Here is a 14,529-nt window from a genome sequence, read left to right as displayed (position 1 = left end):
TGAAAATCAATTTCTCACTATATTTCTTCCTATACAAAGGTTGCTGCGAGGTTTAAATTATGCTGAATTTAATTAATCTAAAAAAGTTTTTAAAACAGTATTGACAAGAGTTTGATTTCATGAGAAGATTATCTCGAATTAAAGATATTTGTTTTAAGTCTATTATTTTTTTAATATATATCTCGATTTCGAGACAGTTAGTATTTTCAGATTATATACAATGGAGGAGATTTAAAATGGCAAAATGGACAGTAGATCAATCACATTCAACAGTAGGTTTTGAAGTAAAACACATGATGGTTTCAAAAGTAAGAGGACAATTTGATTCTTATACTGCAGATGTAGAAGCAGCAGATTTAACAGATTTAACAACAGCAACAATCGCATTCAAATTTGATGTAGCAAGCATTAACACAAACAGCGAAGATCGCGACAATCATTTGAAATCAGCAGATTTCTTCGATGCAGAAAACAACCCAACTATCGACTTTACATCTACAAACATCGTAAAAGATGGCGATGACTACAAAGTAACTGGTGATTTAACAATCAAAGGCGTAACAAAACCAGTAACATTCGACGTAGAATACGGCGGTAAAGGTACAAACCCATGGGGCGTAGAAGTGTACGGATTCGAAGCGGAAACAAAAATCAACCGTGAAGAATTCGACTTAACTTGGAACGCAGCACTAGAAACAGGTGGCGTACTAGTAGGTAAAGACATCAAAATCAAAGTGGAATTAGAAATTAACCCAGCTGCATAATAAAAGCTTGTGTATGATGCTGAATTTAGTTGATATAAGTTCAGCATCATCTTCCAAACAAAAGCTCAAAAGCATTTTTTTTAAAACGATATCTCGAATTCAAGATAATTATGGGAGGGGTATTTCATGGATGCACTTAAAGGACTACATCACGTTACAGCTATAACAAGCAGTGCAGAAAAAATATATGATTTCTTCACTTACGTATTAGGTCTTCGATTAGTGAAAAAAACAGTGAACCAAGATGATATCCAAACCTATCATTTGTACTTCACAGATGATGTCGGCAGCCCAGGAACAGATATGACATTCTTTGACTTTCCAGGTATTCCAAAAGGGGTGCATGGCACAAATGAGATTTCTAAAACATCTTTCCGGGTTCCTAATGATGAGGCATTGGCGTATTGGGTAAAACGCTTTGATAAATTTGAAGTGAGACATACAGGAATCCAAGAGCAGTTTGGCAAAAAGACTTTATCATTCGTCGATTTTGACGACCAGAATTATCAGCTCATATCAGATGAATTGAATGAGGGAGTGCCAGCAGGGACTCCTTGGCAAAATGGACCTGTGCCACTTGAATTTGCGATTACTGGATTAGGACCTATTTTTGTCCGAACTTCTTTCGCTGACTACTTCAAACAACTGTTAGAGGAAGTATTCTTCATGAAAGAAGTCGCTAAAGAAGGCTCCTTCAAACTATTCGAAATGGGTGAAGGGGGAAACGGGGCTCAAGTAATCGTTGAAATGAACACCGTGCTTCCTCAAGCTCGACAAGGCTATGGCACAGTCCATCACACAGCATTCCGAGTGAATGACCGGGCTGACTTGGATGCTTGGCAACAACGTTTAGAGTTATATAAACTGCCAAACACCGGCTATGTAGAACGCTACTATTTTGGTTCTCTTTATACAAATGCTGCCCCTTCCGTTTTATTTGAATTAGCAACAGATGGTCCTGGCTTCATGGGGGATGAACCATATGAAACGCTTGGCGAAAACCTATCATTGCCGCCATTCTTTGAGCCAAAACGCGAAGAAATCGAAAAAATCGTAAGACCTATTGATACAGTGCGCAGTACTCGCACATTTGAAAAGGAATATTTATAGGGAAGTGAAATCATGGGATTTATGTCTAAATTATTTGGTACAAAACAAGAGGAGGAAGAAACAATGACAAAAGTAAATATCGGTATTATTTTAGGATCAACTCGTGAAGGACGTGTAAGTCCACAAGTAGGCGCTTGGGTAAAAGAAATCGCAGACAAACGCGGTGACGCGAACTACACAATCATTGATATTGCAGATTACAAATTGCCACTACTAGGGGAAGCGGGCGGAGATGCATCAGGTGCAGCTGCATGGTCAGAAGCTGTTGCAGCACAAGATGGTTTTGTATTTATCGTTCAAGAATACAATCATTCAATTACTGGTTCACTTAAAAATGCGCTAGACTACCTTCGCGAAGAATGGAACAACAAAGCAGCTGGTATCGTATCATACGGTTCAGTTGGCGGTGCTCGTGCAGCAGAACATCTACGTGGCATCTTAGGTGAATTGCTTGTAGCGGATGTTCGTGTACACCCAGCGCTATCATTGTTCACAGATTTCGAAAACGGTACAGACTTTAAACCAAAAGCTGTTCAAGAAGAATCAGTGAATCAAATGTTAGATCAAGTCGTTCCTTGGTCAAAAGCATTGTTCACTATTCGTTAATCTTTCTTTCATTCATATACATGCGCAGCGACTTGCGCATGTATATGTACATCATGAAAATTGAGCAAATCGCATCAAACAAGTTGATGGATGTGCTCAGTTGTTATGAAAAAAGGGATAGATAAGGGGATATAGAGATGACAGAATTCACGCAGTTGGTAAAAGAAAGACGGTCGGCAAGCAACTTTCTTCCGAATTATGAGATTTCACAGGAAGAGTTAGATGAAATATTTGGCCTAGTAAAGCTCGGACCCTCAGCTTTCAACCTTCAACACACGCATTATATAGTCGTGACAGACCAAGAGGTGAAAGAAGAAATAAGAAAGGCCGCTAATGGGCAGTATAAGGTCCATAGTGCATCAGCTGTCATCTTGGTGTTGGGCGATAAAGAAGCCTATAAAAAAGCAGCAGAAATTAATGAAGGATTATTAATACTGGGTATATTAAATAAACAAGAATATGACTTTGCAGTAGAAGGTACTGTTGATCTGTATGAGACAAGAGGACCTTCATTCCAGAGAGATGAAGCCATCAGAAATGCTTCCTTATCTTCTATGCTTTTTATGCTGGCAGCTAAGGAAAAAGGGTGGGACACTTGCCCGATGATTGGATTTGAAGAGGATAAAGTAAAAGAAATCCTGAATATCAGTGATCAATACGAGGTAGCATTAATGATTACACTAGGAAAAGAAAAAGTAGCGAGCAGACAACCAAGAGGCTATCGCAAGCCCGTGAATGAGTTCGTCACCATCGTTTAATAAAGAATTGGAGTGAGTAAAATGAGCAAAAAAACAATGGGTATTCATCACATTACAGCCATTGTAGGCCACCCACAAGAAAACGTAGATTTTTATGCAGGTGTATTAGGATTACGCTTAGTGAAAAAAACAGTCAATTTTGATGATCCGGCTACTTACCATCTTTATTTTGGCAATGACGGTGGAAAACCAGGCACTATCATTACGTTCTTTCCTTGGGCAAATGCGCAGCAGGGCGAAATTGGTGACGGACAAGTTGGGGGAACAGCATATGCTATTCCACAGGGGGCTTTGGCTTTTTGGAAACAAAGACTGGCTAAATTTAATGTACAATATACAGTGATGGAACGCTTTGGAGAAGAAGTCCTAGCATTTGATGATTCTCATGGCTTACACTTAGAGCTAGTTGAAAGAGAAGCAGGGGAAACAAATACATGGACTACCGGAGAAATCACACCACAATTTGCGATTAAAGGATTTGCCGGAGCTACACTTTATTCCACACATCCAAGCGAGACAGCTAAGTTAGTCGAAGAAATCATGGGGCTTGAAGTAGTAGGGCAAGAGGGGGACTATATTCGTTTCCGTTCTAGCGCTGATATCGGGAATGTCATTGACCTGAAACTAACAACAAATGGCCGTGGAATTATGGGTGTCGGAACAGTTCATCACATTGCATGGCGTGCTACTGATAACGAGGACCAATTAGATTGGCAAAAATATATCTCACAACACGGGTATGGCGTAACACCGGTTCGAGATAGGAATTATTTTAATGCCATCTACTTTAGAGAACATGGCGAAATCTTGTTTGAAATTGCGACAGATCCTCCAGGATTCGCACATGATGAATCACCAGAAACAATGGGTGAAAAATTAATGTTGCCTGAACAGTTTGAGCCTTATAGAGCAGGCATGGAGCGGAGATTAATTCCGATTGAAGTGAGAGAGCTAGATTAAGTCATATAAAAGGAATGATGGCGATGCGATCGATTGACCCAGAAACAATGGCTGAAAGAGAAAATTATAAATTTTTGACAGGAAGCATTATCCCTAGGCCGGTTGCATTTGTTACAACCCGTACGCAAGATGGAGTTCTGAACGGGGCTCCATTTAGCTACTTTAATATCGTTTCATCCAATCCGCCTATGATATCTCTGTCGATTCAACGGTCAGACGGGAAAATGAAGGACACAGCTCGAAATATCTTGGGTTCCAACGAGTTTGTTGTTCATATTGTGGATGAACACAATGTAGATAAGATTAATATTACAGCAGCTAGCCTGCCACCCGAACAAAGTGAAGTAGAGCTAGCAAACTTAACGCCTGTGGAAAGTACAAAGATTGCTGTACCGGGCATCAAAGAATCAAAGGTCCGAATGGAATGTGTACTGGAGCAAGCCTTAGAGTTAGGTGGCACAGATGAGCCTGGCTGTGACCTGATTATTGGTAAAGTCGTTCAATTTCATATAGAAGAGGCTATTTATGAAAAGGGAAGAATTAATCCTAGAGGATTAGCGGCCGTTAGCAGATTGGCAGGCCAATCCTATGCTAAAATTGGTGAGATGTTTGAAATAGAAAGACCAAAATAATTTTGGTTATGAGAAAAAGAACACAAGAGGAGGTTACAACATGAAGCACATATTTAATAAAGGAACCAACCCAAATAAACCAACATTTTTAATGCTCCATGGTACAGGTGGGAACGAACTTGATTTGCTGCCATTAGCAGGAGTCATAGATGATGAAGCCAATGTATTAAGCGTTAGAGGGAATGTCTTAGAACAAGGCATGCCAAGGTTCTTCCGCCGATTATCTGAAGGGGTATTTGATGAAGAAGATTTAATCTTCCGCACGAGAGAGCTAAATGAGTTTCTGGATGAAGCAGCAGAAAAATACGGCTTCGATCGAGATAACATCATTGCCATCGGTTACTCAAACGGAGCCAATATCGCAGCCAGTCTGCTATTTCACTACCAACATGCATTAAAAGGAGCCATCCTGTTACACCCAATGGTGCCGAGAAGAGGCATCGCTTTACCAGACCTAGCAGGAAAATCTGTATTTATTGGTGCCGGAACAAACGACCCGATCTGCTCTCCTGAAGAGACGAAAGAATTACAACAGCTACTGCAACAAGCCAATGCTAGCGTTGAGCTTCACTGGGAAAATAGAGGTCATCAATTAACAATGGGTGAAGTGGAAAGTGCTAAGGAATGGTATTTGAAGTTAGGTTAGAATCCTATTTATATAGTCTTTAGCTTCATTAAATGAACGAGATTCATTTAGTGGGGTTAAAGGCTTTTTTTCATGCGCTTATTAAATTGAAAAAGGGACAATCTGAAATTTACTGTCGTTCCTATGAGAAATACAACCGCTCACGAGGCGTTTACTAACACTCTCATCCAATTTACTGCCGCTAAGAAGAAGTATACTCAAGAAAAAAGACAAAATAAGTCCCCGCTTTCTATCCGTTAGCAAAACTCACAGATTTTGCTACCAATGATTAAACTCCAACAAAAATCTTCTAAAAAAAGTTTACCTATACAAAACATCGGGTATCTCCTCTCTATGAACAAAATCTAAAGGAGGAAGACAGATGTCACAAGAAGAAATGCAAATGAAGTTCAAAGAAATCCTATTATACGGTTATCAAAGAGGAAATGAAGAGGGTACACTCTCTGCTTCAGATTTAGTACAAGAGCTAGCGGATAAAATGAAGGACGTTCTATGGGTCGCAAATACACAAGGGTAATGATAACAAGTATAACTTCAAGCAACTTTTCGAAAATTCGCCAATTGCACTTACACCAAAAACTCCCTATAAACAGATCAACATAAAAGGCACCCTTAACAAACTCGTCAAAGGTGCCTTTTTTCATGCCTTAAATCTTAACGGTATTATTTTCTCGAACTCGTTTAATTAACCGACCACGACGCCTTTTTAAGGCAACGACGCTAGTACTATACTTCACCGAAAGTTCTTCATAGTCGAACCCTCTTATATAGTAATCTATGAGAAATTGCCGATCTTGTTCCTCTAGATTATTCAATAAACCTTCCAATTTACTAGCAATTTCATTGTCCAACTCCATAGGTAAGTGTATCTCCAGCTGGGAGTCTTCTTCAGGCTGATAGTGCGTCTCATAGCGGATCTCTCGTTTCAATTCATCTAGTATACTGCCATGAATGCACCTATAAGCATAGGGGGTAAAGTCGCCTTGTCTGCTGTCGTATTTTTGCCACGCCTGCCACAGAGCAATGCGAGCAGTTTGACGATAATGCTCATGATTTTTGTAGATTTTACATTTACGGATGGCAGCTGAAATCATGGGCTCGAATCTTGTCAGTATTTCTTCAAAATGATACATATTTGATTTCTCAATTCTCATTGTGCACAACGAATTATTCCTAGGTGAGTTCAGAATAGAATGTTTTCAGAAAGAGGTACAAAAGCTATTCTGTCGAATAATCGCGCCAAAAAGGTCGTTTGCTGGTTCCAAACGATTCAAATGGAAGCCGTAAACGACAAAAATGAACTATTTTAAGTTGGTGAGAAGAAAAATAGAGAAATCATTTTTTTACTTTATAAATTAAAACATTCTTCCATTGCCATAATAAAAATTTATCAAAATAATAGAAGGATAATCGTAAAATTGTTTTATAAAAATAAGAATTGCATGAATTATTCTTTCTAAAATAAAAGCGGAATTGTTTAGTGGAAATGAGAATCTTTTTGAGTTGCAGAGCATAATGTAGCAGGGTGGCCAGATTGAGGAAACTTATAAAATGGTTGAAATAGGGTAAGGAAGCAGGAAATCATGACGTATATAAAACAAAGGTCAATCACCAAAAACTTCTATGCGATAGAATAATATTTTAATAGGGAGAGGGTTTATAAATATGATTAGGTATATCTAAAGTAAGGAATGATATAGAGATATAATATTTGTACCAGACAAATGGTATATATATAAAGGAAGTTACTCATAAAAGACTAAACTATTTTATCTATAGATAAACCAATTTTAAATTAAAAAGTTATTTTTATACTTTACTATTAAATTATTACTTTATCTATTAACTACAAAATAAAATAAATAACTGTTAATAAGAAGTATATAAAATAAGACTATAGTTACAATGATGATATATTTTTGGTAAAAAAACATCATTTATAATATAAAAATGTATTTGTTAGAATATTCTTCACACATTTTTGTTATTTTTAATATTAAATTGACATTAACATTTTTTTGTTCAATATTTTTACAGAAAAAAAGGTGGAAAATTGATAGGATATAGTCGATAATAAGGACAAGCATGGTTAGTTGATAAGTCTATCAATGCGATTTAATGCTAATCATATCCAATAAGGGAGGATTTTCAATTCATGAAGAATTTTAAACTAGTAAAAACTACAGCTGCCCTAGCTCTTGGTGCTTCAGTAGTAACTGCTGCTGTCGTTCCTGGTGCTACTACTGCATCAGCTGCTTCTAAGTACAAAGTGTCAAACGGTAAATTAGTAAACGCTAAAACTGGTAAAGTTGTTAAAGGTTATGTAGTATTCAAATCTAAACTTTACTACAATGGTAAATTGAAAAAAGGTTATAAAACTGTTGGTTCAGGTAAAACAATCAAACTTTACTACAACGGTAAATTAAAAGAAGGTTACAAAACTGCAAGAAACAATAAATTGTTGTTCTTTAACGGTTCACTTAAAAAAGGCTACAAAACAGCTGGCAACGGCGAGCGCCTTTACAAAGATGGCCATTTAGACAAAGGTTACGAAGTATACGGTGATGTAGATAAAGATCCATCACTTTACTACAACGGTTACCTAAAATCAGGCTACAAAACAGCTAACAATGCAACTCTTTTATTCTACAACGGTAAATTAAAATCAGGCTACAAAACAGCTAAAGAAGGTACAGTTCTTTATAAAGAAGGTCGCTTAAACGAAGGCCTTGCACTAGTTGGCGGCAAACTATTTAAAGATTCTTCTTTAAATAAAGGTCTAGTAAAATACGAAGATAAATTCTACTTCGATGCTGATCTAGCTAACGGTACTTACGAGTACGAAGGCAAAGAAATTGCTATCGAAAAAGGTGTAGAAGTTGGCGCTAAAGTTAACTCTGTAGAAGCGATTAACGGTACTACTGTTAAAGTTACATTTAACAAAGCAGTAGACAAAACTGACGCTGAAAAAGCTAATGTTGTAACAATTAGCGATGTTGAACTTTCTGCTGGAAAATTATCGGAAGATGGTAAAACATTAACATTAACTTCAACTAAAGCTATTAAAGTTACAGATGCAACTGTAGTAGTTAATGCAATTAAAACTAAAGCTGACGATAAAGTATCTACTGAAAAATACGTAGGTAAAATGACTTATGAAGATAAAGTAGCTCCTTCAATCGTAAGTGTTGAAGCTAAAACAAACGGAACTGTAGCTAAAACTGCGACTGTTGAATTATCAGAACCAGTAAAATCTACTGTATTAGTTAAAGTGGATGGAGATTATGCTGCAGTAACTGCATTCACAGGTACTTCTGATACTTTAGAATTAACAGGCTTAAACCTTGAAGCAGGTAAAACACATACTGTTGAAGTAATCAATGCAGAAGATGCAGCGGGTAATAAAGTTGTGTCAACTACAGCTACATTTACAGTATCAGTAGATGCAGTTACTCCAGTAGCAACAGTATCAGCTGGTGCAAATGATAAAGAAATTTTAGTAACATTTAATAAACCAATGAACGTATCTAAAGTAGCTGGTATCACAGTTAAGGATGAAGCTCTTGCATCTGTAAATATTGGAGCAATTACTCCAGTAGCTAATACAAACGATACACAATTCACTATTGCTGTATCAGATGCTATCTTTGCGAATAAAGATAGCCGTACTTTCAGTGTAGTTTTACCTAAAGACATGGAAGATAAATTAGGTAACAAAACAGCTGATTCTGTACAAAAAGTAACTTTAACAAAAGATGCAGCTAAACCAGTAGCAACAGGCTATAACGTACTTAAAGATAAAGACGGTAAAGTTGAAGCAATCGAAATTAACTTTAGCGAAGGTTTAAGTGCAGGATCAGTTACAACTGGTTCATCATTACATGATGCAGCTTCTTCAATCGTTGATGCAAATGGTGTTCTTGATCAGACTACATTTGAAAACTTCAAATCTCAAGCTGTAAAAGCTGGAGATAAAAAAGTAGTATTTAAAACAGCAACTCCTGTAGCTATTTCAGGTCAATATGCTATCTCATTCAAAACTGACCTAGTAACTGACCTATCAGAAGCTGGTAACAAATCAGCAGCATTTAACTACACTATTGACTTTGGTCAAGGTCAACAAGCTACTGAATTTGAATTAGAATCTACTAAATTACCATCTGCTACTAATAATGTTATTACTGTAACATTCAAAGAAGCAGTTAAAGGTGGAGCAGTAGCAGGATCAGCAACTGATGTAGCTAACTACACATTAGGTGGAAAACCACTTCCAACTGGAACTACTATTACTCTTGATAAAGACCAAAAAGTAGCTACAATTAAATTACCAGCAGAATCTATTGCAAAAGACGATAAAGCAGCTGTATTCACAGTAGCTAACGTTAAGAATACTGCGGGTACGAAAACTTTAAAATCTTACGCAGGTACTGTAGATGTTAAAGATAATGTTGCTCCTAAATTACAATCTGCTCAACTATTAGCAGATGGTAAAACATTCGTTTTAACTTATGATGAAAACTTAAAATCTACTAGTGACATTGAAGGTGCATTCAAATTCACAGAAGATGCAAAAGATGTAACTGCTAACTTAACAGTTAAGAGTGTTACTGGCAAAACTATAATTGTAGAAGCTCAAAAAGCTGTTACTACTCCTGCAGTAAAAGCTCCTGCAACTGGATTCTATGATGAAACAGGTAAAGCTTATGCTGTAAAAGCTGGAGATAAAATTGGCACTGATTACACTTACTTCAATGCAGGTGATGTAATCGTACCTGAGTCTGCTCCTGAAGCTAATGATGCAAAAACAGCTACAACAGCTGGATTCTACGATGCAACTGGAACTGCTTACACAGTTAAATCTGGTGATGCAATCGGTGCAAACAAATATTATGCTAAAGATGCAGTAATCGTTGCTGCAGTTACTAACAATGTTAATTTCGATTTAACTAAAGCTGTAACAATCGAAACAGTAGCAGCTGCTGATAAAGTTGAAGATGCTGCAGGTAATGACCAAAAAGCTGAAATCAAAGTTACAACTACTCGTTAATTATAACTTTTGATAATCCACCCCCTTACCTTATTGGGCGAACGGATACAAAGACTCCTATCTTCTTCGGAAGATGGGAGTTTTTTTGTTTCATAGAAAGCGTTTTAATTCTCTTTTTAAATATATATTATAATTTTGAATTTTAGCTCTCATGTATTCGTATATGGGAGCTTTTTTCGTTAGGAGGGAATGCGAATGATTGCTCTTATAGCAATATACAAGTACTTAAAAAGCGAAAAAGGTAAGGGCTTTTAAGTAATCGCTTTACACGCCTATTTCAAGGTTTTAATAGAAAAGGAGAATCCAAATGGAAGAGATTTTTGTGAAGGAATGGATTTCTAAACAACTAAGACAGATATTTTATGTGTACCCACAAGCATCTAATGTAGCATTAGAGGTCATTGATTTAAAGCATCCAGTCTGAACAGTACATGCAAGTGATTAAAAATAAATGGAGCTTAAAGCTAATTAATAGTGCTTACTTGTATATATGATGATATTAGAGGTAATCACTGGGAAGCATATTTCATCTGTAAAGAAACGGGTGTTTTGTTTGAACTGTGGAAGAAGAATGATGAAGTAATAGCCTACGAAACCTACAAGTAAAGGAGCATAAGTACATGACATACAGCTACGAACGATTTTTAAATGGCATGGCATTAAGGACATCTGAACAAGTAACATTAAACAACATTGGTTACGAAACAATTGAACTTTACCGAGAGGAAATGGATGAACAATTCTTTACAGAAGAGGAGTTTAAGGTATTACCAGACGTTTGCATGGTAACAGCGATTAACTATTGGACAAAAGAACGTAATGAATACTTAATGATGGATGTTTACGATGAAAGTAACCAAAACCATGTCAAAACAATTTGGGTGAAAAACGGAGAAGTACAATTAGAGAATGAGTAAACTCACGACAAAACTAATCGAGATCTCACGACAAAAGTAAATTAACAGAATGATAAAAGGACAAGTTCATGTGACAGAAGGCATGGGCTATTTTTGTATGCAAAAAAACTCACGACATTATTATATAACTGTCGTAAGTTTCATTTTAGAAGGGATGATAGTATGAGATCAAAGGCTATTTTAATAATTTAAGTAAAATACTAACAGAAGTGGTGATTTTATAAAATGGGAATAAAGTATGGTTTAAAGGTTTAAAGTTAGAAGAAGTAATACATCAGATTTTTGGTTTGTATCATGACTTTAATTATTTATGCTAATTAAAATCCTTTTGATGCTCAAGACAATAAATCTTACCCTCGAACTTTTTATTAGATAAACAAAACGACTGAACTTTATCTGAAACTGTTTTTTGACAGATGGAACATTTATAGTCATTGATATTTGTGACTTTTTTAATTTTAATATTCTCAACGTGTTGCTTTCTAATTAAGGGATCTATAATATTTTCATTTGATAAAGTGTTGTATATCAAATTAACATCTTCATTTGAAAGAAAAGGCTCTTTATTTTGTAATTTGAGTACGGCAATTTTTCTATTGATGAATTCGGTCAGTTCAATATCATAAACTACTAGTTGGTTAGAGTTTATTTTTCTCAATTCTTCATCTAATTTTAATGTACACCGTTTTGTAAATGAAACTATTGAAATGAAGTTGTTGTAGTATTTTTCATTTACGCTATTTTTTAAAGCTTGAATATGACCATAGTTTTGTAATAATGGATTCATCATTTTAAATTTACCGTTAATTAACCACGTTTTTCTATTCTTTCCCCCATAAATAGTACCTTGATAATTCTTTGTTTCGATAACAAATATTCCGTATGGTGTAATGATAACATGGTCTATTTGTGAGTAACCTGTTGATGATTTATCATTTTTTAAAAGTAAATCACTATGATGCAAGTAATTTTTAGGGAATTGGTCTAATTGGATAGTAATTTTATATTCGCCAAGTTCTCCTTTTCGGTTAGCCCACTGCTGATTATTTTTATTACTCTCGGTAGACTTTGGATTTGGGGTAATATTAATTTCTTTACTACTACGCTTCTTTTTATTAAAGAGAAAGCTGAAAACCATGATGACCCTCTTTTCTCGAATAATGTTTTTCTATAGTGTTTATCTACTGTGTCCAAAGTGCAGCTCTCTATGACAATTTGGACAAACCGCAATGGCATTTTCAACTGTATCTTCTTCTCCATCTGCTAGCCTCTTTATATGATGGACTTCTAAATTGGGGGGGCGTCTCTTGCGTGAATTCCCTAAACAAATATTTACAAATTAGTTGTGTTAATCAATTTACTAATGGATTTTTGTAAACCATATAACCTATAAAATAAAACATTTGTAAATATATTCTACTATTTATATACTTAAAAATACACATTTTTCCTGATAAAATAACTAGATAAATTGACCGTTATATAGGGCATTATTTGCGTGAATTCAGATAGCAACGAAGTAATATTAAATTTGAACAATTTAATTAGGAGGTATATTTTTTAAAAATAAGGGCTGTATCAATGGAAAGCTTAGGGGAAAATGTGAAGGCAGCAGCTGGTGCTGTAATGGAGCAGGCTCCGCCTATTATCCATCAAGGATAATATAACGGAAAAATATTATTTGGACCTTTAAAAGCAGACATTTTTCATCACTGACTGTCCACGTTCCTTTGCAGAGGAAATGATTCAAAAATTTGTGAAGGAAGAAATAAATAGAATTATTGATTGTATTTTTACCTGAAACTCTGTTAAAACCAAATTAAGAAATAAGAACTAAAAAACAGTACTTATTCAGTAAGATATAGTATATCTTAAATAGATAAGTAATGTTTTGTTAGAAAGGAGGTAAAATGTTTGAAATCTATTATTCATTATTTTCACCCGTTAGTATGGATTATATTATGCGGCACCATATTTGCACGGACTGCAAGCTTTATGGCTATGCCATTTTTAGCTTTATATTTACATAATCACTTACATGCCTCTCCCTTAATTATAGGACTTACTTTAGGAGTAGGTCCGTTATTCTCTACCTTTGGAGGACTTTTTGGGGGCTATTTAACAGATCGGTTTGAACGGAAAACAGTCATTATCATAACAGTATTTGTTTGGAGTTTAACCTTTTTTGGTTTTGCTTTTACAACCTCTACCTCTATATTTGTCGTGCTGAATGCTGTTAATGGTTTATGTCGGTCATTTTTTGAGCCTGGTACACAAGCACTAATGGTTGATTTTACGGAGAATAATAAAAAACGTCGACTATTTTCTGTACGTTATACAGCTATTAATATTGCTGCTGTTATTGGACCGTTGCTAGGCGTTTGGATTTCCAATATGGCAAATGCATCGATTCCATTTATGATAACCGGGCTTATGTATGCAATGTATGGGGTATTTTTGCTATTTGTATTGAATCGTTATCAATCCCAGCAACAAACATTAAAATCAAAAGGTCATTTTGGTGCAATCTTTAAGACCATCGGTAAAGATAAAAAATTACTTCTATTAATTATGGGTGGTGTCTTAATTTCTCTCGGCTATTCCCAATTTGATTCTACCTTGCCACAGCTTGTCGATTTAAGGGTGGAGGATGGTGTGAAGCTGTTTAGTTATGTAATCGTTGCTAACTCAATTACCGTATTAGCATTACAGTTACCACTTAGCGTATTAACGGAGAAAATATCGATTTATAAGTCATTACAGATTGGCATCATTATTTTTTCATGTGGACTCCTCCTATTCGGCGTTTCAGAAAATAATTGGATGTTTATTGGGAGCATGATTATTTTCTCAATTGGTGAGATTTTCTGCTTCCCAATGATGAATGCTCTTATTGAAGAAATTGCACCAGCTGATCAGAAAGGCTTATATTTGGGAGCCGCTCAGTTAAAAAATATTGGCGGTTTTATTGGGCCAATTTTGGGTGGATGGCTCTTAGTTATTACCGTTGACTGGATGTACACTGTTTTGGCACTCGTCATGGCAAGTAGTATTTGGATATACAAAAAAGCGTTGCGGGATTAATGAAG

The 14,529-nt window shown here is 35.8% G+C and carries 14 protein-coding genes; 11 read left to right on the top strand and 3 right to left on the bottom strand.

All coding sequences use genetic code 11. From position 1 onward, the window contains the following. Nucleotides 1-236 precede the first annotated feature (236 nt). The 8 genes from RST01_RS06475 (at nucleotide 237) to RST01_RS15940 (ending at nucleotide 5,993) form a co-directional block, all read left to right on the top strand. On the top strand, nucleotides 237-764 hold the full coding sequence (locus RST01_RS06475) for a YceI family protein (RefSeq protein ID WP_147195327.1): 528 nt from the start codon (nucleotides 237-239) through the stop codon (nucleotides 762-764). 126 nt (nucleotides 765-890) lie between these two features. Continuing rightward, the gene (locus RST01_RS06470) at nucleotides 891-1,874 is read left to right on the top strand and encodes a ring-cleaving dioxygenase (protein ID WP_147195325.1); all 984 of its coding nucleotides are present in this window, start codon (nucleotides 891-893) and stop codon (nucleotides 1,872-1,874) included. 12 nt (nucleotides 1,875-1,886) lie between these two features. Further along, nucleotides 1,887-2,480: an NADPH-dependent FMN reductase gene (locus RST01_RS06465; RefSeq protein WP_147195324.1), complete on the top strand. Its 594-nt coding sequence runs from the start codon at nucleotides 1,887-1,889 to the stop codon at nucleotides 2,478-2,480. 137 nt (nucleotides 2,481-2,617) lie between these two features. Beyond that, a complete protein-coding gene (locus RST01_RS06460) occupies nucleotides 2,618-3,238 on the top strand; it encodes a nitroreductase family protein (protein WP_147195322.1) in 621 nt (206 codons plus the stop codon). Nucleotides 3,239-3,259: 21 nt separating this feature from the next. Then, complete coding sequence (locus tag RST01_RS06455) at nucleotides 3,260-4,198, top strand: ring-cleaving dioxygenase (protein WP_147195320.1); 939 nt, start codon at nucleotides 3,260-3,262, stop codon at nucleotides 4,196-4,198. Nucleotides 4,199-4,221: 23 nt separating this feature from the next. After that, nucleotides 4,222-4,830: a flavin reductase family protein gene (locus RST01_RS06450; RefSeq protein WP_147195319.1), complete on the top strand. Its 609-nt coding sequence runs from the start codon at nucleotides 4,222-4,224 to the stop codon at nucleotides 4,828-4,830. 40 nt (nucleotides 4,831-4,870) lie between these two features. Further along, nucleotides 4,871-5,476, top strand: a complete 606-nt coding sequence (locus tag RST01_RS06445) for an alpha/beta hydrolase (protein ID WP_147195317.1) — start codon at nucleotides 4,871-4,873, stop codon at nucleotides 5,474-5,476. Nucleotides 5,477-5,837: 361 nt separating this feature from the next. After that, nucleotides 5,838-5,993, top strand: coding sequence for a YwzD family small protein (locus RST01_RS15940; RefSeq protein ID WP_158512616.1), 156 nt, complete (start codon nucleotides 5,838-5,840; stop codon nucleotides 5,991-5,993). 130 nt (nucleotides 5,994-6,123) lie between these two features. Here the strand turns inward: RST01_RS15940 and RST01_RS06440 are convergent, their stop codons facing one another. Next, nucleotides 6,124-6,630, bottom strand: a complete 507-nt coding sequence (locus tag RST01_RS06440) for a sigma-70 family RNA polymerase sigma factor (RefSeq protein WP_244946673.1) — start codon at nucleotides 6,628-6,630, stop codon at nucleotides 6,124-6,126. A 1,001-nt stretch (nucleotides 6,631-7,631) separates the two neighbouring features. On the opposite strand from RST01_RS06440, the gene RST01_RS06435 reads away from it, so the two are divergent. Then, complete coding sequence (locus tag RST01_RS06435) at nucleotides 7,632-10,523, top strand: hypothetical protein (protein ID WP_147195314.1); 2,892 nt, start codon at nucleotides 7,632-7,634, stop codon at nucleotides 10,521-10,523. A 620-nt stretch (nucleotides 10,524-11,143) separates the two neighbouring features. Beyond that, nucleotides 11,144-11,440, top strand: a complete 297-nt coding sequence (locus RST01_RS06430) for a hypothetical protein (protein WP_147195312.1) — start codon at nucleotides 11,144-11,146, stop codon at nucleotides 11,438-11,440. 313 nt (nucleotides 11,441-11,753) lie between these two features. On the opposite strand, the gene RST01_RS06425 is transcribed toward RST01_RS06430, so the two are convergent. Next, nucleotides 11,754-12,578, bottom strand: a complete 825-nt coding sequence (locus RST01_RS06425) for a nuclease-related domain-containing protein (protein ID WP_147195311.1) — start codon at nucleotides 12,576-12,578, stop codon at nucleotides 11,754-11,756. Nucleotides 12,579-12,617: 39 nt separating this feature from the next. Continuing rightward, nucleotides 12,618-12,770 (bottom strand): HNH endonuclease, encoded by a 153-nt coding sequence (locus RST01_RS06420; protein ID WP_147195697.1) that lies wholly within the window; start codon nucleotides 12,768-12,770, stop codon nucleotides 12,618-12,620. A 584-nt stretch (nucleotides 12,771-13,354) separates the two neighbouring features. On the opposite strand from RST01_RS06420, the gene RST01_RS06415 reads away from it, so the two are divergent. Further along, complete coding sequence (locus tag RST01_RS06415; RefSeq protein ID WP_147195310.1) at nucleotides 13,355-14,524, top strand: MDR family MFS transporter; 1,170 nt, start codon at nucleotides 13,355-13,357, stop codon at nucleotides 14,522-14,524. Nucleotides 14,525-14,529 lie beyond the last annotated feature (5 nt).

The organism is Rummeliibacillus stabekisii (genome assembly GCF_007988965.1).
Classification (GTDB): domain Bacteria; phylum Bacillota; class Bacilli; order Bacillales_A; family Planococcaceae; genus Rummeliibacillus; species Rummeliibacillus stabekisii.
Note: the sequence above shows the minus strand (reverse complement) of the source record. Positions and strands in the feature narration are given on the sequence as shown.